Origin of the sequence: Minwuia sp. IMCC3060, assembly GCF_029909435.1 — a bacterium.
In the GTDB taxonomy this organism is placed as follows: domain Bacteria; phylum Pseudomonadota; class Alphaproteobacteria; order Minwuiales; family Minwuiaceae; genus Minwuia.
The window spans coordinates 1,662,410-1,686,831 of the sequence record NZ_CP123782.1 but is presented as its reverse complement, the minus strand read 5'-3'; the positions used below and the strand labels follow the sequence as shown (position 1 = coordinate 1,686,831).

Below are 24,422 nucleotides of genomic sequence, written 5' to 3'. Positions count from 1 at the left end.
CCAACATGCAAAGGGGAGGAACACGCTATGTCTGGTTTGTACTACGAGGAATTCGAAGTCGGGATGGAGTTCAAGCATTCCCTGACGCGCACCATCACGGAGATGGACAACGTCATGTTCTGCGCCATGACACACAATCCGCAGCCACTGCACCTGGATGAGGAATTCTCCAAGGGCACCGAGTTCGGGCAGCGCATCGTGAACAGCCTGTTCACGCTGGGCCTGGTGATCGGCGTGACCGTCGGTGACACCACGCTGGGCACGACCATCGCCAACCTGGGCATGACCGACGTGCGTTTCGCCAACCCGGTGTTCCACGGCGATACCGTGCGCGCCGTGACCAAGGTGAAGAGCATGCGGGAGAGCAAGTCCCGCCCCAACGCCGGCATGGTGGTGTTCGAGCACTTCGGCTTCAACCAGCGCGGTGAGGAAGTCGCCTACTGTGTCCGTACCGCCTTCATGAAGAAGCGCCCGGCATGAGGCTGAACCGATCCTGGCTGTTCGTTCCCGGCGACAGCGAGCGCAAGCTCGCCAAGGGGCCGGACAACCCCGCCGATGCGCTGATCCTCGATCTGGAGGATGCCGTGTCCGATGACCGGCAGGAGATCGCGCGGGAGATGACGCGCGACTTCCTGAAGGCCCACCCGGACCGCTCCCGGCAGGAACTCTGGGTGCGGATCAACCCGCTTGATACGCCCCTGTCCCTGCCCGACCTGGTCGCGGTCATGCCCGGTGCGCCGAACGGCATCGTGCTGCCGAAGGTCTATTCGGCGGCGGACGTGAACACGCTCGCCACCATGCTTTCGGCACTGGAAACGCGGGAGGGTCTGGAACTCGGCTCGACCCGCATCCTCTGTGTCGCCACCGAGACCGCCCAGTCCCTGCTGACGTTCCATACCTATCTGGACAATGTGTCGGAGCGGCTGACGGCCCTGACCTGGGGCGGGGAGGATCTGGCGGCGGCCCTGGGAGCCAGTACCAACCGTCATCCCGATACAGGTGACTACGACGCGCCGTTCCAGCTTGCCAAGACGCTCTGCCTGACCACCGCCCGCGCCATCGACGCGCAACCGGTGGGGGTGGTCTACGTCGATTTCCGTGATCTGGAGGGACTGGAGGCGGAATGCCGTCGCGACCAGCGGTCGGGTTTCATCGGCAAGATCGCCATTCACCCGGCGCAGTCGGAGGTCATCAACCGTGCCTTCACCCCGACCGAGGAGGAAGTCACCCACGCCAAACGTGTCATAGCGGCGTTCGAGGACAATCCCGGTCTCGGCACCGTCGGCCTGGACGGCAAGATGCTGGACATGCCGCACCTGAAGCAGGCACGGAACCTGATGGCACTGGTTGCACAGTTCGGTGGCTGAGCCGGTTCACTACAGCCTGACCGACGGCGTGGCGACCCTGCACATGGATGACGGCAAGGCCAATGCCTTCGGTCATGAAATGATGCAGGCGCTCTCCGCCGCACTCGACCGGGCGGCAGGTGAAGCCGATGTGACAGTCATCCGGGGACGCGAGGGCGTGCTTTGCGGCGGATTTGACCTGAAGGTCATTCGCGGCGATCCGTCCGGCGTTCCCGCGCTTGTCAACGCCGGTCAGGATCTGCTGATGAAGGCCTGGCTGCACCCGCAACCGCTGCTGATCGGGGTGACCGGTCATGCGGTGGCCGCGGGAGCGTTGCTGGTGCTGACGGCGGACTGTCGCATCGGCATGGACGGTGACTTCCGCATCGGCCTGAACGAAACGGCCATCGGCCTCACCCTGCCCGCCTTCGCCATAGAACTGGCGGAGGCTCGGCTGGACCGCCGCGCGCTCACCATGGCGACGGTCGGCGCCCGGCTCTATTCCCCCGACGACGCGCTGAACGTCGGCTATCTGGATCAGGTCGCCGTGCCCGGCAATTTCGACGAGGCACTGGCCGCGGCAGCGGAGCAGATGAAGCAACTCGACAAGGCCGCAGTCGCAGGCGTGAAGCAGCGCCTGCGCGGTGCCGCCGCTGCCCGCGTCGCTCTGGGCAACAGCGTCTAGCAAAAATTCCATTGGTGCTCCTTCCTCCACAGGGGGAAGGAGAAGCGAAGTCGGCCCTTCCTGCTTACTCCGGCAGGACCGAGCGACCGGCGTAGAGCGCGTCCGGGCCCAGCATGTCCTCGATGCGGAGAAGCTGGTTGTACTTGGCTGTACGGTCGGAGCGGGCCAGCGAGCCGGTCTTGATCTGCCCGCAATTGGTCGCGACCGCCAGGTCGGCGATGGTCGCATCTTCGGTCTCGCCCGAACGGTGCGACATGACAGCGGTGTAGGAGGCGCGATGGGCCATGTCCACGGCTTCCAGCGTCTCGCTCAGGGTGCCGATCTGGTTGACTTTCACCAGGATGGAGTTGGCGACGCCGCGTGCGATGCCGTCGGCCAGACGCGCCGGGTTGGTGACGAACAGGTCGTCACCGACAAGCTGTACCTTGTCGCCCAGCCGTTCCGTCAGCATGGCCCAGCCTTCCCAGTCATCCTCGGCACATCCATCCTCGATGGAAATGATCGGGAACCGGGCACACAGGTTGGCGTAGTAATCGACGATCTGGCCCTGATCGAGGGACTTGCCTTCGCCCGCCAGCTCGTACTTGCCCTTGTGGAAGAATTCGGTCGAGGCCGCATCCAGTGCCACGAAGACATCCTCGCCCGGCAGGTATCCGGCCTTGGCAATGGCGGCCATGATGAATTCCAGCGCTTCCTCGGCACTGCCCAGCGACGGCGCGAAGCCGCCCTCGTCACCGACATTGGTGTTGTGCCCGGCATCCTGAAGCCGCTTCTTCAGCGCCTGGAAGACTTCCGCACCGCAGCGCAGTGCTTCCGAGAAACTGGACGCGCCGACCGGCATGATCATGAATTCCTGAATGTCGATCGGATTGTCGGCGTGGGCACCACCATTGATGATGTTCATCATCGGAACAGGCAGAGTGCGCGCCGACACGCCACCGACGTAGCGCCACAGTGGCTGGTCCAGCGCGTCCGCCGACGCCTTGGCCGCGGCCAGACTGACACCCAGGATGGCGTTGGCACCCAGGCGTGCCTTGTTTGGCGTGCCGTCCAGTTCGATCAGCATCCGGTCGATGGCGAGCTGGTCACTGGCATCCATGCCCGACAGCGCCTGGAAGATCTCGCCATTCACCGCCTCGACGGCCTGCAGCACGCCCTTGCCGCCATAGCGGTCGTCGTTGTCGCGCTTCTCCACCGCCTCATAGGAACCCGTGGAGGCACCGGACGGAACGGCGGCACGGCCGAAGGCCCCGCTGTCCAGCAGCATGTCGACCTCCACCGTCGGGTTGCCCCGGCTGTCCAGAATTTCACGTCCCACAATGTCGATGATGGCGGTCATCGGCGCCCTCCGTTGCGTTGGTCAGTCTGCTGCTGGCAACAGGTAGACCACAAACGGACAAATCTCAAAGGTGATTCCCCCGCCGCGCCACTTTCGCGCAAGAATTTGACCGGCTCAGACCGCCGCAACGTCCTTCGCAACGGCATCGAACGCCATCAGGCGACGCAGCAGCGCCTCAAGCTCGTTCACCGGTACCATGTTGGGGCCATCGGAAGGGGCATTGTCCGGGTCTTCGTGGGTCTCCATGAAGACAGCGGCGACACCGACGGCGACGGCGGCCCGCGCCAGCACAGGCACGAATTCGCGCTGTCCCCCGCTGCTGCCGCCCTGCCCGCCCGGCTGCTGCACTGAATGGGTGGCATCGAAGACCACCGGGCAGCCGGTCTGTTCCGCCATGATCGGCAGGCCCCGGAAGTCGGTGACCAGCGTGTTGTAGCCAAAACTGGCGCCGCGTTCGCAGACGGAGATGTTGTTGTTGCCGGTGCTGCGCAGCTTGTCGACCACGTTCTTCATGTCCCAGGGGGCGAGGAACTGCCCCTTCTTCACGTTGATGGCACAGCCTGTCTCCCCCGCCGCCAGCAGCAGATCGGTCTGGCGGCAGAGAAATGCCGGTATCTGCATCACATCCACGGCCTCGGCGACGATGGGGCACTGTTCCGCCGTATGCACGTCGGTCAGCACCGGCAGACCGGTCTTTTCCCGCACCTCGGCAAAGACCGCGAGGGACTTCTCCAGCCCCAGGCCACGCTTGCCGCCAACGCTGGTGCGATTGGCCTTGTCGAAGCTGGACTTGTAGATTGCCCGGATGCCGACGCGGTCCGCGATCTCCCGGATCGCGCCCGCCATCTCCAGCGCGTGTTCCCGGCTTTCCATCTGGCAGGGTCCGGCAATCAGCACCAACGGCAGGTCATTGCCGATGCGAATGTCGCCGACGGTCATGACGCCCGGTGCAGCGCCTCTCGCGGTATCGGCCATGTGCAGTACTTTCCTGTCGGGTTCGACCGTCGGAGACGGTCCGTGAAGGCAACTATACCAGACGCGACTGGCGAATGGCGGCCTCGACGAAACTGGCAAACAGGGGATGTGGCTCGAACGGGCGCGATTTCAACTCCGGATGGAACTGCACGCCTATGAACCAGGGATGATCCGTGATCTCCACAATTTCCGGCAGGCGACCGTCCGGTGACACGCCGGAGAAGATCATGCCGGCGGCCTCGAGCTGCTCGCGGTAATTGATATTGACCTCATAGCGATGCCGATGGCGCTCGCTGATCCGTTCCGAGCCGTAGATGTCGGCCACGTGACTGCCGCTCTTCAGTTCGGCCGGATAGGCCCCGAGACGCAGCGTGCCCCCCATGTTGGAGCGATCGCTGCGGACCTCGCGCTGGCCGTCCTCACCCTCCCAGTCCGTCATCAGACCGACCACGGGCTCGCTGCAGTCAGGATTGAACTCCGTGGACCCGGCCCCGTTGAGGCCGATCAGGCTGCGACAGGCCTCGATCACCGCCATCTGCATGCCGAAGCAGATACCGAGATAGGGGATGTTGCGGGTGCGCGCGAAACCGGCCGCGCGAATCTTGCCCTCCGATCCCCGTTCCCCGAATCCGCCGGGCACCAGGATCGCATGCACGTTCTCCAGTCGGTGCAGGGCGCTGCCATCTTCCTCGAAGATCGCGGAATCAACCCAGTCGATATCGACCTTCACATGGTTGGCGATGCCGCCGTGGCGCAGGGCCTCCGCCAGCGACTTGTAGGCGTCGGGCAATTCGATGTACTTGCCGACGATGCCGATGCGGACGGTGCCTTCCGGATTGCGCACCCGTTCCACGATGCGCAGCCAGCGGCTCAGTTCCGGCTCCACCGATACATCAAGGCGGAAGTGGCGCATCACCTCCACATCCAGCCCCTCCGAATGGAACATGATCGGCGCGGCATAGATGCTGTCCACATCAGGGGCCTGGATCACCGCATCAGGGCGGACGTTGCAGAACAGTGCGATCTTCTTGCGCTCGCTCTCCGGCACCGAATGTTCGCAACGGCAGATCAGGATGTCGGGCTGGATACCGATGGAACGCAGTTCCTTCACCGAATGCTGTGTCGGCTTGGTCTTCAGTTCACCGGCGGCGGAAATATAGGGCACCAGGGTCAGATGCATGAACAGGGCATGATCGCGGCCCAGTTCCTGACCCAGCTGCCGGATCGCCTCCAGGAATGGCAGGCTCTCGATGTCGCCGACCGTGCCACCGATCTCCACCAGCACGAAATCATGGCCATCGGTCCCGGCCCGGATGAATTCCTTGATGGCGTCGGTGATGTGCGGGATCACCTGCACGGTCGCGCCCAGATAATCGCCGCGCCGTTCGCGCTCGATCACGGTCTGATAGATGCGGCCCGTGGTGACATTGTCGGCCTTGTTGGCCGCAACCCCGGAGAAGCGTTCGTAGTGGCCCAGGTCGAGGTCTGTTTCCGCCCCGTCCTCCGTCACATAGACCTCACCATGCTGATAGGGACTCATCGTGCCCGGATCGACATTGATGTAGGGGTCAAGCTTGCGCAGGCGAACCTTGTGGCCGCGCGCCTGCAGCAGCGCCGCCAGTGATGCGGATGCCAGGCCCTTGCCAAGTGAGGAGACCACGCCGCCGGTGATGAAGATAAACCGCGTCATGGACCTCCCCTTTAGTCGAAAGCGCGCACGCACAAAAGCGCCGATTTGGATGATCGGCGCTAGGCGTTGATTCTGTTGGGATCAATCCGCCAGAGGAACGACCGGTCCACTCGGTTCAGCGGGTGCTTCCGTCGCCGGAGCGGTAATGATCGATTCGGGCTCGCCATGATTGCCGGTCAGAATCGCCAGCAGGATCGAGGTCGCGAAGAAGGCCACCGCCAGCATCGCCGTCGAACGGCTGAGCAGGTTGCCGGCCCCACGGGTGGACATCACGCCGCCGCCGCCGCCAATGCCGAGCGCGCCGCCTTCGGAACGCTGCATCAGGATCACGCCGGTCAGCGCGATTGCGATCAATACGTGGATGACAAGTACGATGATGATCATGGGTGTTGCCGTTCAGCCCTTCTGAGTGTCGCCGTCTCTTACACGAGCCATCGCCAGAACGAAAGCCCTGTGGCGGCTACAGTCGAATTCCGCAGGCGCCTACCTGATCTGCTCCAGCAGACCGGCGATCTCGCCGCCCCTGCCCCGTCCGTGATCGGCAAGCGCCTTGCGCCCGCCTGCGGCATAGACGGCGACTGCCGCCAGCAGTTCCTTCAGCCGATCCGCACTGGAGGCATCGAAGGGACACCAGGCCCCGCCGGACAGCCGTGCCATCTGCCGGAAGACACCGGTCGCATCCGGGTCGTGACCTTCCTGAAACAGGAACAACGGCACCTTCAGCAGGCCGAGCTGCCCTGCCTGATGGCAGAGTGCATCGGCATCCTCCTCCATACTGTCGCCGACGAAGACGACCGCCTGCACCGGCTTGTCCCGGGTTTCCTTCAGCGCCCGGGACAGCACCCGGCCGATCTGGGTACGCCCGCCAAGACATTGCACCTTCAGCATGGCATTGCGCAGTGCCGTTGCATCGCCGAACCATTTGCTGGCCTTGCATTCGCCGAAGCCGCGGTAGAACACCAGCTGCACATCCAGGCCACCCAGACCACGCGTCGTCTCGAACATCTCCGACTGGATGTGCAGCGCCTGGTCCCAGCTTCGCTGGCGGCTCGCCGTCGCATCCATGCCGAACAGCAGACGCCCCCGCCGCGTGCCGCCTGTCCGAGGCGCAGGCGTGGCCGCGACCTGAGCCAGAAAGGCATCAATGTCGCCCGCGTCACCTGTGTCCTTCTGCAGATCGCGTTTCACGCCGCCCTCGGTCTTCCTCTCCCGGGGACACATGCGCCCGCCGGGCTTTGGGTGCTGGGTACAGTCAGCTTCCTGGCTGCGGCTCGGGTTCCATGCCGCCGCCCTTCGGCTCCTCACCGCCGTGGCCGTCGGTCTCCGGCACGGCAGAGGACGGACCGGCCCCGTCACCACGGCCTTCCGTGTTCTCGTCGGGGCGGTTCAGTTCCTCACCGCGCTTCAGCGCCATGATTTCCTCGCCCGTCAGGGTTTCATACTCAAGCAGCGCCTTGGCCAGCTTGTGCAGCAGGTCGATATTCTCCGTCAGGATCCGCCGTGCGGTTTCCATGGCGTCATCGACCAGTCGACGGATCTCGGCATCGATCAGCTGCGCGGTATTCTCGGAGATGTTCTTCTGCTGCGTCACGGAGTGACCCAGGAAGACCTCTTCCTCGTTCGCGGAATAGCGCACCTGGCCCAGCTTGTCGGAATAGCCCCACTCCGTGATCATCCGCCGCGCCAGATTGGTCGCCTGCGAGATGTCGCTGGCCGCACCGGTGGTGATCTGGTCCTTGCCGAAGATGATCTCCTCAGCGATCCGGCCGCCCATGGCAACGCCGAGATGCGAGATCAGCTGCTCGTAACGCATCGAGAGCTGATCCTTCTCCGGCAGGCGCATGACCATGCCGAGCGCACGACCGCGCGGAATGATCGTTGCCTTGTGAATCGGGTCGGAGGCCGGCATGAACATGGAGACGATGGCATGACCGCCCTCGTGATAGGCCGTCAGCTTCTTCTCGTCCTCGTCCATGACCATGGAGCGCCGCTCGGCACCCATCATGACCTTGTCCTTGGCGTCCTCGAACTCCTGCATGGTCACGAGACGGTTGTTCTTGCGTGCGGCCAGCAGCGCGGCCTCGTTCACCAGATTCTGCAGGTCGGCACCGGAGAAGCCGGGGGTGCCGCGCGCGATCACGCGGGCATCCACGTTCGGGCCCAGGGGCACCTTGCGCATGTGAACCTTCAGGATCTTCTCGCGACCGAGAATGTCGGGCAGTGGCACCACCACCTGCCGGTCGAAACGGCCGGGACGCAGCAACGCCGGATCCAGCACATCGGGGCGGTTGGTGGCAGCGATCAGGATCACGCCCTCGTTCGCCTCGAAGCCGTCCATCTCCACCAGCAACTGGTTCAGCGTCTGCTCACGCTCGTCATTGCCGCCGCCGAGACCGGCACCACGATGGCGACCCACCGCGTCGATCTCGTCGATGAAGATGATGCAAGGCGCATTCTTCTTGCCCTGCTCGAACATGTCACGCACCCGGCTCGCACCGACACCGACGAACATCTCGACGAAGTCGGAACCGGAGATGGTGAAGAAAGGCACATTGGCCTCACCCGCGACAGCACGCGCAATCAGCGTCTTGCCCGTACCGGGGGAGCCGACCAGCAGACAGCCCTTCGGGATACGCCCGCCGAGCCGCTGGAACTTCTGGGGATCGCGCAGGAACTCCACGATCTCGTGCAGTTCCTCCTTGGCCTCATCGACACCGGCCACATCCTCGAACGTCACGCGGCCCTGGCGCTCGGTCATCAGCCGGGCCTTCGACTTGCCGAAGCCCATGGCCTTGCCACCGCCGCCCTGCATCTGCCGCATGAAGAAGATCCAGACGGCAATCAGCAGCAGCATCGGGAACCAGGACACGAAGATCGTGAACAGGCCGTTGCTTTCCTCCTGCGGCTTGGCATCGATATCGACGCCCCGCTCACGCAGGCTCTGGATCAGGTTAGGATCGGACGGCGCATAGGTACGGAACGCCTGTCCGCCGGACAGGTTGCCGGTGATCGAACGCCCCTCGATCGTCACGTTGCGGACGGAGCCCTCATCCACCCGGTTCATGAACTCGGAGTAGCTGAGGCTGGAACCCGACTCCTTCACCGAAGGGGTCTGGAACAGGTTCACCAGCGCAAGCGCCAGAACCACAATGATAATCCAGAACGCGATATTCCTGCCGAAAGGTGCCAACTGTCAGATGTCCTTGAACTCAGGGTGACCTGCTTTAGCAGATACGAAACATGCGAATACGATACCCCTAGCGGCAGGCGACCTCCACTGCAATCAGGACTTCGTACACGTTTCAGATAGTCCGGATTCTGCGGTGCACAAGCCGGGGAAGCGAAACATGTTTCAGCGCGGGGCCACAAAAAGGGGCGTGGCACGCACCAGCACATTGCCCGGCAGCCTGACGGCCTCCCCGAGCGGACAGCCGAGGGCTTCGCGCTGGCGGTAGACACAGGGCAACAGCGACGTATCCGCAACGCCGGGCCCGATGGAGATCGGATCGTTCAGGGGGGCTGATGCTTCGAGGCGGAACCGGCCATCCCAGAGCAGGCTCCGGGCCGCGCCCGGCAGCCAGTCATGAAACGGCAGATTCCGGTGCTCCCGCACCACCCGCACGCGCTTGCGGGACTGGCGAACGAGCGCATGGCCAAGCGTCAGCGTCAGCAGGGAATCGCCCTGTTGCAGGCGCGCGACAGCACGCTCCGCCTTCTCCAGTCCCGGCTGGATTCCTCCGGCCTGAGCCGCCGCCCTGAGCAACAGCCGCAGCCTGATCTCCTCCGGCAAGGCCTGAAACACGGACAGATCGAGGGTGACATCGCCAGCCGCGCCGATGATGGCGGATTCCTTCCAGACCCTGTCCGTCCAGGCCTGCAATGCGTCGGAGGCACGTGCCGCGCGGTCGGCCAGCCGGTTCAGCCGCGCCCGCTGCTGGTCCGAAGCCGGGTGCGCGGCCAGTTCCTCGTCGATCCTGTTGCGTTCATGCCGGGGATCGTCGTTGGTCGGATCATCGACCCAGGCAAGGCCCCTGGCAGCAAGCAGTGCGATCAGTTCCGACTTGGCCACGGAGAGCACCGGGCGGCAGATGCGGACCCCGTCCCGCACCACCATGGGCCGCATGGCGCCAAGTCCGTCGATGCCACTGCCACGCGCGATCCGCATGGTCACGGTTGCTGCCTGATCGTCGGCATGGTGACCGACGAACAGGCTGTCGATACCCTGCCCCCGGCACCAGTCGAGCATCAGCCCATAGCGGGCGTCCCGTGCCCGCGCCTGAAGCCCGGCGGCGGGCTTGGGACCGTCCCAGCGCAGCACCACATTCGGGACAGACGCGGCAGAGAGCCGTTCAGAAACCAGCCCTGCCTCGGCGTCCGACCCGGCCCTGATGCCATGATCGACGATCAGCGCCGTGACATGCCGCCCTTGGGCATGCGCCCAGTCACGCAGCAGAATGGCCAGCGCCATGCTGTCAGGGCCGCCGGAAACGGCAGCGGCAACCGAGCGGCCCGGATCGGGCAGTCCTGCCATCGCCTCCTGAAAGCGCAGCTCGGCTTCGGTCATCGGATCAGGCGCAACCGGCCTTCTGCTTCTCCCGCTGCATCCTGCGCTTGATGCTGCTCGAAGCGGTGGGATAGCGGTCGGTGAGTTCGTTGAAGACGGCACAGGCATCCTGCTTCTGATCCAGCACGACCAGCGTGATGCCCAGCTTCAGCAGGTTGTCCGGTGCCTTGGTGCTGGTGCGGTACTTCTGATAGCCGGTCAGGAAGGCGGAGGCCGCAGCCTCGTAGTCCTGACGCACATAGTGGCTTTCCCCCAGCCAGTACTGGGCGTTGCCCGCCAGCTCATGCTCCGGATGCAGTTCCAGGAAGGCCTTGAAGGCCTGTTCGGATTCGGCAAACCGCTTGGCCTGCAACAGGCCGAAGGCATGGATGTACTGATCCCTCGGCTCACCATCCGGCAGAGCCTGATTGATCGGTGTCCCGCCTGTCGGCGCGGTGCCGACGGCGGGTGCCGCAGCCAGCCGGTTCCCTGACGGTTCAGCCTCCACCTGCACGCCGGTGCCAGCGGGTGCGTTGCCTTGCGGCAGGCGGGCCACTTCCTCTGGCGTCACCTGCCCCAGTACCTGTGTACCCTGGGCCGCCCCCTCGACGGGCTGGGCATTGCCACCCGCCGCCAGATTCGTCGTGGCTGCCGGTGCGGGTGCCGCGGCCATGTTCCGCTCGATGGCGGTCAGCCGGAAATCCACGTCCTCCACCAGCTTGGTCATGCGGCTGTCGATCCGCCGCAGCTTGAAGTCCACTTCCTCGATGCGGTTGGTGAGGTTCTGCATCTCCTCTTCCAGCGCATTGATCTTCAGGATCAGACCTGCAGCGTCAGCCCGTTCGGCGACAGTCGCCGGGCCCGCACCGCCGCTATCCGTCGTCGGGGCGGCAGGCAGGGGCCGCCCGCCCAGCACATGCGCCTTCAGGTCCGTGACGGAGCGTTCCAGCCGCTGGACCCGATCATTCAGGGGGGCAAGATCCTGCGCGACAGAAGTCGTCGCCAGGGGTGCCGCCAGGCCAAGCACGAGAACAAGGGACATGAGTCCCCCGCGACCAGACACCATCATCATCGGATTCTCCTCTTCACGGACAAGAATGACCCGTCATTGACGTGAATGCATCTTCAATGGCGCAGAAATGCGACGAAAATGCGAAACGCGGTCCCGAGACGCAAATCGCCCGCCGTTGCACGCGGCAACGGCGGGCGAGAAACACTTGCTGCCACCCGGAGGTGGCACTTCACGACATCAGTTGGAGATGACCGTGACCGAGCGGCGGTTCTGGGCCCAGGCGCTCTCGTTATGACCCAGGGCGACCGGGCGCTCCTTGCCATAGGAAATCGTCGTCACGCGGGACGGCGCGATGCCCAGGCTGGCGAGATATTCCTTCGCCGCATTGGCACGACGCTCACCAAGACCAAGGTTGTACTCGCGGGTGCCGCGCTCATCGGCATGACCCTCCAGAACGATCCGCTTGGCCGGGAACCGGGCCAGGTAGGCAGCCTGACGGCGGAGCACATCCTGCGCGTCGCGGTTCAGTTCATGGCTGTCGAACGCGAAGAAGACACGGTCGCCGACGTTCAGCACGAAATGCTCCTGCGAACCTTCCTTCGGTCCGGCGGGCTGGGTCACGACCCTGGGTGTGGCCGCAGGTGCCGGTGCGGGGGCCGCAGTCTGCGTCGCGCCGCCCGAACCAGCATCGGAGGCGTCCGTAGCCGGCGGCTCGTCGGAGCAGGCTGCGAGAATAACCAGTGCGGCAACCATGCTGCCCGCCTTGACCAGAAAACCATGAGGCATGATGAATTAAGCTCCCTGCTGCGTCAGGACCATCCCGGTCCCAACGATGATCGAATCACGATGTACGCGGATGTCACAGGCAGGTGCCCCCCGACAACCATTAACCCGCTATTACCATCAAGTACGGTGAATCGGAACCGGACTCTGTGTCATCGGCGTGACCTCGCGACCTGTTTGTCAAGATGTCGCTCCCCCGATACGCCTCTTTCACTCCTCCAGCGGGGTCAGTGGCGACCATGCAGGATCGGAAGCATCGATCGGTGTTGCCACCTCCCGCAGGTTCTGCCCCGTCAGGTCGACCGACCAGAGCCGCACGCTGCCGCCGCGCCCATTGTCGTCCCCCGGTATCTGGCGGAAGAACATCAGCACACGGCCATTGGGCGACCATGTGGGACCTTCATCCAGGAAGCTTTCCGTCAGGATCCGCTCTCCCGTACCGTCAGGACGGATGACACCGATATAGAATCGCCCCTTGAGCAGCTTGGTGAAGGCGATCAGATCGCCGCGTGGCGACCAGACCGGTGTTGCATAACGTCCTTCCCCAAAGCTGATGCGCTGCACATCGGACCCGTCTGCATTCATGGTGTAGATCTGCTGCGTCCCCGACCGGTCGGAATTGAACGTCAGCCGGTCACCGTCCGGCGCAAAGCTGGGGGATGTGTCGATCGCCAGATGCCGTGTCAGCCGCGCCGTCACACGGGTCCGCAGGTCCATGACATAGACATCGGAGTTGCCGTTGCGGGCCATGGAGATCACCACCTTCTCCCCGTCCGGAGAGAAGCGCGGCGCATAGGTCATGCCGGGAAATTCGCCCAGGATCTCCTGCTGTCCCGTATCGATGTCATACAGATAGACCCGCGGCTGGTTGCCGACATAGGACATGTAGGTGACGACCTGCTGCGTCGGGGAGAAACGGGGCGTCAGGACAAGGTTGGCGCCATCCGTCAGGTACCTGTGATTGGCGGAGTCCTGATCCATGATGGCCAGGCGCTTCACCCGCCGGTCCGGCGGGCCGGATTCGGCGACATAGACGATGCGCGTGTCGAAGTAGCCTTCCTCCCCCGTCAGACGCTTGTAGATGGCGTCGGAGATGATGTGGCCGATGCGCCGGGCGTTCTCCGGTGTGGTGCGGAAGACGAGACCGGTGAGCTGGCTGGCACCGAAGACATCCCACAGGCGGAACTCTGTCCGCAGCTGCCCGTCACTCTCGATCCGGACACTGCCGGTGGCCAGCGCCTGCGCATCCAGCGGTCGCCAGTTGGTGAAGTTCGGGCGGACCAGCACATCCTCCGGCGATTCCAGATAGGCGGCCGGATTGATGAGGCGGAAGATGCTGGTGCGGGAAAGGTTCCCCCGGACGACCTCCGCGATCTCGCGGCCGAGTTCACGGGTCGTCGCGGTTTCCCCGTGCAGATCGGTGACCGCCACCGGCAATGGATCGACGGAGGCACTCGTGATGTCGATCCTCAACTGCGCTGTCGCCGGGCTCAGCGTGGCACCCAGGGCACCAAGGCACAGCATGACCAGGGTCGCTGCATTCAGAAGCTTCATTTACCGGATTCTTCCTTCAGGTTGAAACTGATCTCGATGGTGCGCCAGACGTCAAACTGGTCAGCAGGCAGCGAAAAGGGCTGGCTCCTGTCAATCGCTGCACGCACGCTGTCGACATATGCCTGAACTGTGGCGTCACTTTGACCGCCGTCATCCGTGACAGTCACCTCCGGCGTGCCGTTTAGCGTGCCGTCCGGGTTCATCTGCAGCACGGCCGTGACCTGGATCAGTTCGGCATCGCCGAAGACGTCCGGGACGACCCAGTTATCGGTCACATGGCTCTTCAGTGACCTGGCAAGGTCCGCCGGCTCCGCCAGCGCGGCAACGCTCGTAAGGACAGCAACCAGCGACACAGCCAGAAACGCAGTCAACCTGCTCATGGTTCCATTCTCCCCCGTCACTGACCGTAGACTTCCCTGAGCGAGAAGGTGAACACCATCTCCCGCCACTGCTCGAACTTGTCGGGCGGCATGGGCAGAGGCTGTGCCTTGTAGACCGCCCGCACCGCGCTGTCGGTAAAGGCCCGCACGACACGGCTGGCCTGACCGGCATCATCCACGTCAACCAGTTCGGGTTCCCGCGCCAGCGTGCCGTCCTTGTTCAGGAACAGGTGAACGTCGACCCGCATCTCGTGAATCCCCGGCGCGCCATGGTTCGGGCTCCAGTTGCGCGCCATGTGGCTGCGCAGCAGATCGCGTTCGGATACGGTCAGCACGGCATTGATGCGATTGCGTGCGGTCCCCCCCTCCCCGATCCGGATGTTGGCGATCCGGGTCTCGTTCTTCTCCACCGGCGGCGTGGGCTTTTCCTTGTTCAGCCGGTCCAGCTTGGCCGACAGCCGGTCGAACAGGGCCTCCTGCTCGTCCGGAGCCTTCTGCGGTCGTGCCTCGGGCACCGGCGTGGTTGCCTTGGCGACCTGCTCGGGCCGGGGCTTCGGTACTTCCGGCAGGGGTGGCGGCGGTGTCTTCTCCACGGGTTTCGGTTCCGGGATCGGCAGCGGCTCCAGCTTCGCCAGTTTCTCGACCTTCTCCTCGATCTGCTTGCGCGGGGCCAGGGTTCCGTCGGGATCCAGTTCCACCACCGGCCGCGGGGTCGGCGGCGGCGGCGGTGCCTCAGCCTCCGGCTCCGGCAGGGGGGCAGGAACAGGTTCCGGGGCCGGGGCGACCTCGGCCGTTTCGGTCTCCACAGGTGGCGGCGGTGGCGGCGGCGCGGTCTCCGGTGGCGGCTGACGCTCCTGGTCCGGGGCGCTGATCGGCACGTCGGGCGCGGGCTCGTCGGGCTCACCCGCGGTCTTCAGATTGGTTTCCGGTCCGACGGTCTCGTAGGACACCGTCACGATGGTCTCCGCATTCACGGGTTCACTGTCACTGAACGACGGCAGGTCAAGCGCCAGCGCCCCGGCAACAACCAGATGAAAGACAACCGATATGGTGGCGGAGCGGATCACAGCTCTGGGTACCTGTCCTTGTCCGGTTGCGGGCCTGCCCTGGACCCGGTGAGACTATTGGGCGTCGACGCGGCCGGGTGCCTGCGCCACCAGTGCGACACGGGTGAAGCCCGCGGCATTGATGGTGCCCATGACCTCCATCACGCGTCCGTAGTCGATTGTCCGGTCGCCACGCACGAAGATCCTCCGATCCTGCGCAGCGTCGGTGATCGCGGTGAGCTTCGGCACCAGATCACCAAGCTGTACTTCCTTTTCCTGCAGAAAGATCCGACCGTCCTTGTCGATGGTTATCGCAAGAGGTTCATCCAGACCCTGAAGTGTGGGGGCCACAGCCTTCGGCAGTTCGACCGGCACACCGACGGAAAGCAACGGCGCCGCGATCATGAAGACCACAAGCAGGACCAGCATGACATCGACGAATGGTGTCACGTTGATCTGGGACATTGGTTCATAGCGCTTGCGACGGAACCGCCCGCCCTGCATCTGAGCGCCCATCAGTTGCTGTCCCCCTCATCCAGTTGCCGCGACATGATGGCGGAGAACTCGCCCGCAAAGCCTTCCAGCCGTGTGGCGTAGCGCCCGAGATCATTGGAGAACTTGTTGTATGCGATGGTCGCCGGAATGGCGGCGACAAGACCCAGCGCCGTGGCGAACAGCGCCTCCGCGATGCCCGGTGCCACGACGGCAAGGGACGTGTTCTTGGTGGCGGCGATGGACTGGAAACTGCCCATGATGCCCCAGACCGTGCCGAACAGGCCAACGAAGGGTGCCGTCGATCCGACCGTTGCCAGGACCCCCAGGTAACGCTCCAGCCGCTCAACCTCCCGATCGATGCTGATGCGCATGACCTGCCCGATGCGGTCCTGCAGACCGGCACGCAGGTGATCCTTGCCGGTCAGGCCCCGCTCCGCCGTGCGCCGCCATTCACGCATGGCTCCGGCAAACAGCACCGCCATGGGATGATTGGCCTTGGCGCCGATCTCGTCATACAGCGCCTCCAGGCTGCCGCCGGACCAGAACTCCTTCTCGAAGCTGTCCGCCTGACGCCAGACACGGCGATAGCGCACCCACTTTTCGAAAATGATCGACCAGCACCAGATCGAGGCACCAAGCAGCACCAGCATCACAAGTTGCACCACGATGTCCGAACGCAGGAACAGCGCCCACATGGACAGGTCAGCGGCATTGAGCCCCTCGATACCGGCTGCCACAACTTCCTGATTCATTGTTTCTCTTCTCCGCCTCGTGTTGTCAGCGCTGTCAGCCGGTCGCGCACCAGGGCGGGAATCCGCCTCGGTCGCCCGTCCAGCCCGATGAATGCGGCGCGCACCTGCGTTTGCACCAGCATCTCGTCCTGCCGCATCACGTTCTGCGACAGGGACAGTGTTGCCCCCTTCATTTCAGTCAATCGCGTCTCGACCACGAGATCGTCGTCAAGCCGCGCCGGAGCCAGATAGCTGGCCGTGACATCCCTGACAGCAAACATTGCGCCAGAGTCCTGCTCCATCATTGCCCGCTGGTCGATCCCCAGCAAACGCAGCATGTCCGACCGCGCCCGCTCGGTGAACTTCAGGTAGTTCGCGTAATAGACGATGGCACCCGCATCGGTATCTTCCCAATAGACCCGCACGGGCATCAGGTGTGCATCGCCCTGGATACGCCCCCTTGCCCCGGACGGATCAGACTGGGTTGAATCAGTCATCGGCACCATCCGGCAGGTCGAGGGAGGACTGACCGCCATCGTGGCCGGCGGCCGGTGACGGGGCGGTCAGTCCCAGGTGCTGCCAGGCTGCCGCCGTCATCATGCGCCCGCGTGGTGTGCGGACGATCAGGGCAAGCTGCATCAGATAGGGTTCGATGATGTCCTCGATCGCGTCGCGCGGCTCCGACAGGGCCGCCGCCAGATTGTCGACCCCCACCGGCCCCCCGCCATAGGACTGGGCCATGCAGGTGAGATAGCGCCGGTCCATGCCGTCCAGACCCAGACCATCGACCTCCAGCCGTGTCAGGGCCGCATCCGCCTTCACCCGGTCCACCGTTTCTGCCCCCGCCACGGACGCGAAGTCCCGCACCCGGCGCAGCAGGCGGCCCGCCACGCGCGGTGTGCCCCGCGCGCGCTTGGCGATCTCGGCGCAACCGTCTTCGGTCAGGCTCAGCCCCAGCACCTCCGCACCCCGGCGGACAATGCGTTCAAGCTCCGCCGGCTTGTAGAACTCCAGCCGGCAGGGAATGCCGAACCGGTCCCGCAGCGGCGTGGTCAGCAGACCCGACCGTGTGGTGGCGGCGACAAGCGTGAACGGCGGCAGGTCGATCTTCACGGATCGTGCCGCCGGTCCCTCCCCGATGATCAGGTCCAGCTGAAAGTCTTCCATGGCCGGATATAGAATCTCTTCTACGGCAGGATTAAGGCGATGAATCTCGTCGATGAACAGCACATCGCGCTCTTCCAGATTGGTCAGGATCGCGGCGAGATCCCCTGCCCGTGCGATGACCGGTCCGGACGTCGCCCGAAAGTTGACCCCCAGTTCCCGCGCCACGATCTGCGCCAGCGTGGTCTTGCCCAGCCCCGGCGGGCCAAAGAACAGCACATGGTCCATCGCCTCCGACCGGCCCCGGGCGGCGGAGATGAACACGTCCAGGTTCTCGCGGACCTTCTGCTGGCCGATGAAGTCATCCAGGACCTGGGGGCGCATGGTCGCCTCCCCCATGTCCTCATCACGCCGCTCCCCGGTGATCAGCCGTTCCTCGCTCATGTCGCCAGCGCCTTCAGTCCGGCAGTGATGAGGGCTGATACGTCCGCATCCTCACCGACGGCCGCTTTGGCACGGCGCACGGCCACCTCTGCCTCCGCCTTGCGGTAGCCCAGGTTGACCAGCGCCGAGACCGCGTCAGCCGCAGCACCCACCGGTCCGGCGGGCGCTGTCAGCACTGCGCCATCCGCAGCAGGCGCGATACCGCCCATCTTCTCCTTCAGTTCGCTTGTCAGCCTCTGCGCCAGACGCTTGCCGACCCCCTGCGCGCGGGTCAGCAGAGCCACGTCGCCTGAACTGATCGCGTTCTGCACGTCCGTGACGGTCAGGGCCGACAGGATCGCCAGTGCCACCTTCGCGCCGACGCCCTGCACGGTCTGCAGGACCAGGAACAGGTCCCGCTCCGCCAGTTCGGCAAAGCCATAGAGGTGGATGTGATCTTCCCGCACGTGGGTCTCGATCTCCAGCGCCGCGGCGTCGCCGACCTGACCGAGTTGCTGCAGCGTCCGCCCCGAACAGAAGACGAGATAGCCGACACCACCAACGTCGATGATGGCGTGTTCCTCCCCCAGTCGGTCCACCCTGCCCTTCAGCCGCGCGATCATGTCCGCTCCGCCCATTGTTTCGCCTGGGCGCGGGTGCCGACGAATCGTCACCTGCGCACCCTCGCTGAATAGCAGATTTGCCGCAGCCCGGCGCTCCGATATGCTGTTGTCGGCATGACAGGGGAGGACTGGAAATGCTGAGCAAGGCTGACAATGATCTGCTGACCCTGACCGGACCCGGAACGGCGATGGGCAACCTGTTCCGCGAGTTCTGGCATCCGGTGGCGCTGCTTGCGGAAGTCGAGGAAGTGGACGCCGCCCCGAAGCGACTGAAGATCCTGGGCGTGGACATGCTGCTGTTCCGCCAGAGCGACGGTCGCCTGGGCCTCGTGGAGCCGCGCTGTCCCCATCGCGGTGCCGACCTGTTCTGGGGCCGGAACGAGGAATGCGGCCTGCGCTGCATCTATCATGGCTGGAAGTTCGATGTGGACGGCAAGTGCGTTGACATCCCCAACATGGTGCCCGGCAAGTTGCGCGACAATTTCCTGAAGATGGTGCACATCCACAGCTATCCGATCAGGGAATGGGGCGGCATGGTCTGGGCATGGATGGGTGATCCGGCGCAGGCGGTCGATCTGCCCCGTGTCGAATGGGCGTTGGTCCCGGATTCACACCGCTATGTCTCGAAGAAGCTGCAGGAATGCAACTGGGCGCAGGCGCTGGAGGGCGCCATCGATACCGCGCACTTCACCTTCGTCCATCGCAACCTGACCCCGCCCCCGGCACACCTGTCGGTATATGCCGACAAGCGGGCGGCCTGGATCGATGCCGACGGCGCACCCTACTACGAGGTGCTGGAGCATGATGCGGGTCTGGTGCTCGGCGGCGCCCGCCGCGGTGATCCGGGGGAGACCTACTGGCGGATCAGCCAGTACATGGTGCCGAACCATGCAACCGCCCCCAACGCCATGCCGGGGGAGACCTACACCGCCCAGACCTGGGTGCCGGTGGATGACGAGAACTGCTGGATCTTCACCACGGCCTGGAACCCCGACCGTCCGCTGAATGAGGAAGAGCTGTTCCGCTACAACTCAGGCCGCAGCGTGCATGCCGAAGTGGACGAGAACTACGTGCCGCTGCGCCGTCGGGCCAATGACTACATGATCGATCGGGAAGCACAGAAGACCGTGTCCTTCACGGGAATCACCGGACTTTCGGAGCAGGATGCCTGCGTGCAGGACAGCCAGGGGCGTATTGCCGACAGGACGCGCGAGACGCTGACACCCTCCGACGAAGGCGTCGTGCGTTTCCGGAAGCTGATCATGGGACTGGCCAGGAAGCTGGAGATCGGCGAACGGCCTGCCGCCGCCAGCACACCTGGTGCCTACCGGACGCGCAGTGGCGGGGCGATCGCGCCGGAGGGCACCGGCCTCGCGGAAGTGATGCGTGACCGCTTCGGCGACCCGCGCGGGGTCATCTCCGACGCGGCGGACTGAGGGTCAGACAGACAGGCCGACCCTGCCCCCGGGTCCGGAGGCAGGGTCGAACCGGTATCAGCTTGCAGCGCGCTGCGGCTGACGGCGCGGCTTGCGGCTGTCAGGCTTTGCCGCCGGACGGCCACCATCCCGATTGCCGGCCGGGGCGCCATTGCGCCCGCGCTCGTTGCGACCGCCTTCGGCATTGCGCTTCCACGGCCGTGTGGAACTGCTGTTGCCGCCAGGCTTGCGGCCACGACCGCCGCCACCCTTCTTCTGCGGCGCATGGGCCGGCAGGATCACGGGCTCACCATCTTCATCCGTCTTCTTCAGATCCATGGCGATCAGCCGCTCGATATCACGCAGCAGTCCGCGTTCCTCGCTGTCACAGAAGGCGATGGCGACACCGCTCTTGCCCGCGCGGGCCGTCCGCCCGATGCGATGGACATAGGACTCCGGCACGTTCGGCAGTTCGAAGTTGATGACGTGGGTCACCCCATCGATGTCGATGCCACGGGCCGCAACATCCGTCGCCACCATGACGCTCACACGCCCGTCCTTGAACTGGCCCAGGGCACGGTCACGCTGTGACTGGTTCTTGTTGCCATGGATCGCCACGGCATTGATGCCTTCGCGTTCCAGATGCTTCGTGATCTTGTCAGCACCGTGCTTGGTGCGGCTGAAGACGATGGTGCGCTCGGCCTGCTCCGACTTCAGCACATCGACCAGGACACGCTTCTTGTCGCCCGCGGGGATCATCATCACCCTCTGCGAAATCAGCTCGATCGGCTGCGCCACCGGGGCCACGGCGATCTCGACCGGACGGTCGAGGAAATCCTTGGCAAGGGCACGGATCGGCGTCGGCATGGTCGCGGACAGCAGCGCGGTCTGACGCTCCTTCGGCACGGCCTGCATGATGCGGCGGATCGCCGGGATGAAACCGAGATCCAGCATGTGGTCGGCTTCGTCCAGGATCACGGTCTCGACCATGTCCAGCTTGATCGCGCCGGTATTCATGTGGTCGAGCAGCCGCCCCGGCGTGGCGACGACAATGTCGACACCGGGCTTCAGCGCCTTGATCTGCGGGAACGGCTTAACGCCACCGACGACAAGCGCGACGGAGGGGCGGATATGGCGACCGTAGACACGGATGCTGTCGCGGATCTGGGCCGCCAGTTCGCGCGTCGGCGCCAGGATCAGCGCACCGCAATGGCGCTGCGTGCGCGGAACGGGATGGGTGATCAGACGCTGCAGCAGCGGCAGCACGAAGGCGGCAGTCTTGCCGGTGCCGGTCTGGGCCGTGCCCAGCACATCGCGATCATCCAGCATGACCGGAATGACCTTCTGCTGGATCGGGGTCGGGCTGGTATAGCCTTCCCCGTTGAGCGCGCGCAGCAGGGGTTCGGCGAGGCCGAGTTCATCAAATTTTGTCAAGTTCAGTACTTTCCTGTGACCCGACCCTCAGGTCAGGCACATATCAACCGGGAATCACACGTCGGGGGCCATTTGCCCCGGAACGACCCGGTACACATTGTTCGGAAGAGCTTGCGTAGATCAGCCGCCGATGTCTGGCGCACCTGGCGCCGCTTCAAGGCAACGATCTCACGAAGAAAATCGTGCAATCACACACTGCAAGCGAACAGAATCGCCCTCTACGCACAGTGCATCTGCGAACGCTTAGAGCATATTCCTTTCGCATGCGCAAACGAAATGCCGCTCAGCACTCTGCCGGGGGTACAGAATGCCGTGAATTGCACTATGTTCGCGTCCACACATCCCGATGTCGAGGCGAGCGCTATGACGGATACCGAAGATCCCTTCGACCTGTTTCAGACCTGGTTGAAGGAAGCGAGCGAAAGTGAGCCGAACGACCCGAACGCCATGTCCGTGGCCACGGTCGATGAGTCCGGCATGCCCAATGTCCGCATGGTGCTGCTGAAAGGCGCGGATCACCGGGGCTTCACGTTCTACACGAACTTCGAGAGCCAGAAGGGCAAGGAGATCCTGTTCGCGCGCAAGGCCGCGCTGTGTTTCCACTGGAAGTCACTGCGCCGTCAGATACGCGTCCAGGGGCCTGTCGAAGTGGTGGATGACGCGGAGGCGGATGCCTATTTCGCGTCCCGGCCCCGTGACAGCCGCATCGGTGCCTGGGCGTCGGAACAGAGCCGCCCGATGGAAGGGCGCTTCGAATTCGAGAAGAGGATCGCGAAATTCGCGGCGAAACATGCCATTGGCGAGGTTCCCCGCCCGCCGCACTGGTCCGGGTTCCGCGTCGTGCCGACCCGTTTCGAGTTCTGGCGGGACAAGCCGTTCCGCCTGCATGAACGCAATATCTACCGCCGCATCGGCACCGAGGACTGGACCAGGGAAATCCTCTACCCCTGACGGTCGACCAGGAAGCTCACACAGCAGGAAGCCATGACAAGCCAAGCCAGCAATCCCGGACGACTGATGCGTCTGGCGACATACGCCTCCGCCTCAACGGCGGGCGTGCTGATCGTGATCAAGGTCTTCGCCTTCGCGATGACCGGGTCAACGGCAATGCTGGGTTCCCTGCTGGATTCCGCGCTCGACCTCGCTGCCTCCCTGATCAACCTCTTTGCGGTGCGCTACAGCCTGCAGGCCGCCGACGCGGAGCACCGTTTCGGGCACGGCAAGGCCGAGTCCCTCGGCGCACTGGGTCAGGGCGCACTGATCGCGGGTTCCGCCGTCTTCCTGGCCTGGGAGAGCATTGCCAACATAGCCAATCCCGAGCCGGTGACCGCGGGCAATATCGGCATCATCGTCATGCTGGTCTCCATCGCCCTCACCTTTGCCCTCGTCAGCTTTCAGCGTTTCGTTGTGAACCGTTCCGGATCCGTGGCGATCAGCGCGGACCTGCTGCACTATGCAGGCGACCTGGCGATGAACGCCGGAGTCATCGTGGCACTGGTGCTTTCCGGTGTCCTGGGCTGGCATGTCGCGGACCCGATCATCGGTCTGCTGATCGCGGCCTGGCTGCTGCGGGGCGCGTGGCGGATCGCGATGAGCGCATTCGACCAGCTCATGGACCGGGAACTGCCGGTGGATGAGCGGGAGCGGATCCATGCCGCCGCCGTGGCCGTGGACGGCGTTCGCGCGGTGCATGACCTGCGCACGCGGCAGTCGGGCATCGACACATTCGTGCAGATCCACGTGGAGCTGGATGGCGGCATGCGCCTGTTCCACGCCCATGTGATCGCCGATCTGGTCGAGGCCGAGGTTCAGTTGATCCACCCGGGGACCGAGGTCTTCGTTCATCTGGATCCCGCCGGTGTCGAGGATTTCGCCGACACGATGGAACGCGTGACCTCCAGCGAGCTGGCGGGTAGCAGCAATACGCAGGGGGACAGCAATCCGCCCTCCCCCGATGCCGGACAACAGGGTACGATGCGATCATGACAGAACGTGGCAAGACACTCATCCTGACCGGCGCCAGTCGCGGCATCGGCCATGCAACCGTGAAGCGTTTCGGCGCAGCGGGGTGGCGCATCATCACGGTTTCCCGCCACGCGTTCTCGGAGGATTGTCCGTGGGACGGCGGTCTGGAAAACCATGTCCAGCTCGACCTCTCCAACGTGGACGGCATCCGTCAGGGCATCGAGCTGCTGCGGTCGAAGCTGGACAATGGACGCCTCGACGCGCTGATCAACAATGCCGGTATCTCGCCGAAGGCCGAAGACGGCGGGCGCCTCAGCACGCTGAACACGGAAGCTGATGACTGGCATCACGTCTTCAACGTCAACCTGTTCGCGCCGGTGCTGCTGGCACGCGGCCTGTTTCACGAGCTGAAGGCGGCGAAGGGCTGCATCGTCAATGTCACCTCCATCGCCGGCAGCCGGGTTCACCCCTTCGCCGGTTCGGCCTACGCCAGTTCGAAGGCAGCCCTCGCCGCGCTGACGCGGGAGATGGCGGCCGACCTCGGGCCGCACGGTGTCCGTGTGAACGCCATTGCCCCCGGTGAGATCGATACCCCGATCCTGTCACCCGGAACCGAGATGATGCTGGAGGATATCCCCCTGCATCGCCTCGGCACACCGGAAGAGGTGGCCTCGACGATCTATTTCCTCTGCTCCGCCCAGGCGAGCTACGTGACCGGTGCCGAAGTGCACATCAATGGCGGCCAGCACGTCTGACACCCGGCCATCTGTGCAGGATTCGGAGGTTCCCGTTCGGAGATCGCGGACGCGGGTGAGATGATCCATCCGCCACGCATCAGCGAAAGGCCGGAAAGTTTTGCTTATGTTCCCATTCTGGACT

The 24,422-nt window shown here is 64.4% G+C and carries 25 protein-coding genes; 7 read left to right on the top strand and 18 right to left on the bottom strand.

The features are described from left to right. The first annotated feature begins 27 nt into the window (after positions 1-27). The 3 genes from QGV54_RS08005 to QGV54_RS07995 are packed head-to-tail and all read left to right on the top strand — an operon-like array spanning position 28 to position 2,031. The gene (locus tag QGV54_RS08005; protein WP_281017374.1) at positions 28-480 is read left to right on the top strand and encodes a MaoC family dehydratase; all 453 of its coding nucleotides are present in this window, start codon (positions 28-30) and stop codon (positions 478-480) included. Continuing rightward, entirely contained in the window at positions 477-1,367 is an 891-nt protein-coding gene (locus QGV54_RS08000) for a CoA ester lyase (protein WP_281017375.1), read from the top strand. The genes QGV54_RS08005 and QGV54_RS08000 overlap by 4 nt, the downstream gene beginning before the upstream one ends. Beyond that, positions 1,360-2,031, top strand: coding sequence for a crotonase/enoyl-CoA hydratase family protein (locus QGV54_RS07995; protein WP_281017376.1), 672 nt, complete (start codon positions 1,360-1,362; stop codon positions 2,029-2,031). The genes QGV54_RS08000 and QGV54_RS07995 overlap by 8 nt, the downstream gene beginning before the upstream one ends. Positions 2,032-2,095: 64 nt before the next feature. On the opposite strand, the gene eno is transcribed toward QGV54_RS07995, so the two are convergent. The 17 genes from eno to ruvA form a co-directional block, all read right to left on the bottom strand. Beyond that, on the bottom strand, positions 2,096-3,370 hold the full coding sequence (eno, locus tag QGV54_RS07990) for a phosphopyruvate hydratase (protein WP_281017377.1): 1,275 nt from the start codon (positions 3,368-3,370) through the stop codon (positions 2,096-2,098). A 114-nt stretch (positions 3,371-3,484) separates the two neighbouring features. Beyond that, the gene (gene kdsA, locus QGV54_RS07985) at positions 3,485-4,345 is read right to left on the bottom strand and encodes a 3-deoxy-8-phosphooctulonate synthase (RefSeq protein WP_281017378.1); all 861 of its coding nucleotides are present in this window, start codon (positions 4,343-4,345) and stop codon (positions 3,485-3,487) included. 52 nt (positions 4,346-4,397) lie between these two features. Further along, a complete protein-coding gene (locus QGV54_RS07980) occupies positions 4,398-6,035 on the bottom strand; it encodes a CTP synthase (RefSeq protein WP_281017379.1) in 1,638 nt (545 codons plus the stop codon). A gap of 81 nt (positions 6,036-6,116) precedes the next feature. Beyond that, the gene (gene secG / locus QGV54_RS07975; RefSeq protein ID WP_281017380.1) at positions 6,117-6,419 is read right to left on the bottom strand and encodes a preprotein translocase subunit SecG; all 303 of its coding nucleotides are present in this window, start codon (positions 6,417-6,419) and stop codon (positions 6,117-6,119) included. Between the two features lie 99 nt (positions 6,420-6,518). Beyond that, positions 6,519-7,223 (bottom strand): hypothetical protein, encoded by a 705-nt coding sequence (locus QGV54_RS07970; protein ID WP_281017381.1) that lies wholly within the window; start codon positions 7,221-7,223, stop codon positions 6,519-6,521. A 64-nt stretch (positions 7,224-7,287) separates the two neighbouring features. Further along, positions 7,288-9,225, bottom strand: coding sequence for an ATP-dependent zinc metalloprotease FtsH (ftsH, locus tag QGV54_RS07965; RefSeq protein WP_281017382.1), 1,938 nt, complete (start codon positions 9,223-9,225; stop codon positions 7,288-7,290). A 162-nt stretch (positions 9,226-9,387) separates the two neighbouring features. Beyond that, positions 9,388-10,599: a tRNA lysidine(34) synthetase TilS gene (gene tilS / locus QGV54_RS07960; protein WP_281017383.1), complete on the bottom strand. Its 1,212-nt coding sequence runs from the start codon at positions 10,597-10,599 to the stop codon at positions 9,388-9,390. Positions 10,600-10,603: 4 nt separating this feature from the next. Further along, positions 10,604-11,650 carry a tol-pal system protein YbgF gene (gene ybgF, locus QGV54_RS07955; RefSeq protein WP_281017384.1) on the bottom strand — a complete coding sequence of 349 codons (1,047 nt, stop codon included), beginning with the start codon at positions 11,648-11,650 and terminating at the stop codon, positions 10,604-10,606. Positions 11,651-11,827: 177 nt separating this feature from the next. Then, entirely contained in the window at positions 11,828-12,376 is a 549-nt protein-coding gene (gene pal / locus QGV54_RS07950) for a peptidoglycan-associated lipoprotein Pal (RefSeq protein ID WP_281017385.1), read from the bottom strand. 207 nt (positions 12,377-12,583) lie between these two features. Continuing rightward, positions 12,584-13,927 carry a Tol-Pal system beta propeller repeat protein TolB gene (tolB, locus tag QGV54_RS07945; RefSeq protein ID WP_281017386.1) on the bottom strand — a complete coding sequence of 448 codons (1,344 nt, stop codon included), beginning with the start codon at positions 13,925-13,927 and terminating at the stop codon, positions 12,584-12,586. Beyond that, the gene (locus QGV54_RS07940) at positions 13,924-14,298 is read right to left on the bottom strand and encodes a hypothetical protein (RefSeq protein WP_281017388.1); all 375 of its coding nucleotides are present in this window, start codon (positions 14,296-14,298) and stop codon (positions 13,924-13,926) included. The genes tolB and QGV54_RS07940 overlap by 4 nt, the downstream gene beginning before the upstream one ends. A gap of 26 nt (positions 14,299-14,324) precedes the next feature. Next, positions 14,325-15,374 carry a hypothetical protein gene (locus QGV54_RS07935; protein WP_281017389.1) on the bottom strand — a complete coding sequence of 350 codons (1,050 nt, stop codon included), beginning with the start codon at positions 15,372-15,374 and terminating at the stop codon, positions 14,325-14,327. Between the two features lie 54 nt (positions 15,375-15,428). Beyond that, the gene (tolR, locus tag QGV54_RS07930) at positions 15,429-15,869 is read right to left on the bottom strand and encodes a protein TolR (protein WP_281017390.1); all 441 of its coding nucleotides are present in this window, start codon (positions 15,867-15,869) and stop codon (positions 15,429-15,431) included. Further along, on the bottom strand, positions 15,869-16,600 hold the full coding sequence (gene tolQ / locus QGV54_RS07925; protein WP_281017391.1) for a protein TolQ: 732 nt from the start codon (positions 16,598-16,600) through the stop codon (positions 15,869-15,871). The genes tolR and tolQ overlap by 1 nt, the downstream gene beginning before the upstream one ends. After that, complete coding sequence (gene ybgC, locus QGV54_RS07920; protein WP_281017392.1) at positions 16,597-17,010, bottom strand: tol-pal system-associated acyl-CoA thioesterase; 414 nt, start codon at positions 17,008-17,010, stop codon at positions 16,597-16,599. Before ybgC ends, tolQ begins: the two co-directional genes overlap by 4 nt. 58 nt (positions 17,011-17,068) lie before the next feature. Next, positions 17,069-18,127: a Holliday junction branch migration DNA helicase RuvB gene (gene ruvB, locus QGV54_RS07915; protein WP_281017393.1), complete on the bottom strand. Its 1,059-nt coding sequence runs from the start codon at positions 18,125-18,127 to the stop codon at positions 17,069-17,071. Continuing rightward, positions 18,124-18,744, bottom strand: a complete 621-nt coding sequence (gene ruvA / locus QGV54_RS07910; protein WP_281017394.1) for a Holliday junction branch migration protein RuvA — start codon at positions 18,742-18,744, stop codon at positions 18,124-18,126. Before ruvA ends, ruvB begins: the two co-directional genes overlap by 4 nt. Positions 18,745-18,863: 119 nt before the next feature. Between ruvA and QGV54_RS07905 the strand changes: the two genes are divergently transcribed. After that, positions 18,864-20,165 carry a Rieske 2Fe-2S domain-containing protein gene (locus QGV54_RS07905; RefSeq protein WP_281017395.1) on the top strand — a complete coding sequence of 434 codons (1,302 nt, stop codon included), beginning with the start codon at positions 18,864-18,866 and terminating at the stop codon, positions 20,163-20,165. 57 nt (positions 20,166-20,222) lie between these two features. Here the strand turns inward: QGV54_RS07905 and QGV54_RS07900 are convergent, their stop codons facing one another. Then, a complete protein-coding gene (locus QGV54_RS07900) occupies positions 20,223-21,578 on the bottom strand; it encodes a DEAD/DEAH box helicase (protein WP_281017396.1) in 1,356 nt (451 codons plus the stop codon). A 363-nt stretch (positions 21,579-21,941) separates the two neighbouring features. Between QGV54_RS07900 and pdxH the strand changes: the two genes are divergently transcribed. The 3 genes from pdxH to QGV54_RS07885 are packed head-to-tail and all read left to right on the top strand — an operon-like array spanning position 21,942 to position 24,298. Next, on the top strand, positions 21,942-22,529 hold the full coding sequence (gene pdxH / locus QGV54_RS07895) for a pyridoxamine 5'-phosphate oxidase (protein WP_281017397.1): 588 nt from the start codon (positions 21,942-21,944) through the stop codon (positions 22,527-22,529). 33 nt (positions 22,530-22,562) lie between these two features. Further along, positions 22,563-23,564: a cation diffusion facilitator family transporter gene (locus QGV54_RS07890; protein ID WP_281017398.1), complete on the top strand. Its 1,002-nt coding sequence runs from the start codon at positions 22,563-22,565 to the stop codon at positions 23,562-23,564. Then, entirely contained in the window at positions 23,561-24,298 is a 738-nt protein-coding gene (locus QGV54_RS07885; RefSeq protein WP_281017399.1) for an SDR family oxidoreductase, read from the top strand. The genes QGV54_RS07890 and QGV54_RS07885 overlap by 4 nt, the downstream gene beginning before the upstream one ends. Positions 24,299-24,422: the final 124 nt, after the last annotated feature.

Excerpts from the sequence above, each read along its gene's own strand:
- ybgF (WP_281017384.1), bottom strand. The coding sequence starts at position 11,650 with ATGATGATGGTGTCTGGTCGCGGGGGACTCATGTCCCTTGTTCTCGTG.
- tolR (WP_281017390.1), bottom strand. The coding sequence starts at position 15,869 with ATGGGCGCTCAGATGCAGGGCGGGCGGTTCCGTCGCAAGCGCTATGAA.
- QGV54_RS07980 (WP_281017379.1), bottom strand. The coding sequence starts at position 6,035 with ATGACGCGGTTTATCTTCATCACCGGCGGCGTGGTCTCCTCACTTGGC.
- QGV54_RS08005 (WP_281017374.1), top strand. The coding sequence starts at position 28 with ATGTCTGGTTTGTACTACGAGGAATTCGAAGTCGGGATGGAGTTCAAG.
- kdsA (WP_281017378.1), bottom strand. The coding sequence starts at position 4,345 with ATGGCCGATACCGCGAGAGGCGCTGCACCGGGCGTCATGACCGTCGGC.
- QGV54_RS07885 (WP_281017399.1), top strand. The coding sequence starts at position 23,561 with ATGACAGAACGTGGCAAGACACTCATCCTGACCGGCGCCAGTCGCGGC.
- tolQ (WP_281017391.1), bottom strand. The coding sequence starts at position 16,600 with ATGAATCAGGAAGTTGTGGCAGCCGGTATCGAGGGGCTCAATGCCGCT.
- ruvB (WP_281017393.1), bottom strand. The coding sequence starts at position 18,127 with ATGAGCGAGGAACGGCTGATCACCGGGGAGCGGCGTGATGAGGACATG.
- secG (WP_281017380.1), bottom strand. The coding sequence starts at position 6,419 with ATGATCATCATCGTACTTGTCATCCACGTATTGATCGCAATCGCGCTG.
- tolB (WP_281017386.1), bottom strand. The coding sequence starts at position 13,927 with ATGAAGCTTCTGAATGCAGCGACCCTGGTCATGCTGTGCCTTGGTGCC.
- QGV54_RS07905 (WP_281017395.1), top strand. The coding sequence starts at position 18,864 with ATGCTGAGCAAGGCTGACAATGATCTGCTGACCCTGACCGGACCCGGA.
- eno (WP_281017377.1), bottom strand. The coding sequence starts at position 3,370 with ATGACCGCCATCATCGACATTGTGGGACGTGAAATTCTGGACAGCCGG.
- pal (WP_281017385.1), bottom strand. The coding sequence starts at position 12,376 with ATGCCTCATGGTTTTCTGGTCAAGGCGGGCAGCATGGTTGCCGCACTG.
- QGV54_RS07890 (WP_281017398.1), top strand. The coding sequence starts at position 22,563 with ATGACAAGCCAAGCCAGCAATCCCGGACGACTGATGCGTCTGGCGACA.
- pdxH (WP_281017397.1), top strand. The coding sequence starts at position 21,942 with ATGACGGATACCGAAGATCCCTTCGACCTGTTTCAGACCTGGTTGAAG.
- tilS (WP_281017383.1), bottom strand. The coding sequence starts at position 10,599 with ATGACCGAAGCCGAGCTGCGCTTTCAGGAGGCGATGGCAGGACTGCCC.
- QGV54_RS08000 (WP_281017375.1), top strand. The coding sequence starts at position 477 with ATGAGGCTGAACCGATCCTGGCTGTTCGTTCCCGGCGACAGCGAGCGC.
- ruvA (WP_281017394.1), bottom strand. The coding sequence starts at position 18,744 with ATGGGCGGAGCGGACATGATCGCGCGGCTGAAGGGCAGGGTGGACCGA.
- ybgC (WP_281017392.1), bottom strand. The coding sequence starts at position 17,010 with ATGCCCGTGCGGGTCTATTGGGAAGATACCGATGCGGGTGCCATCGTC.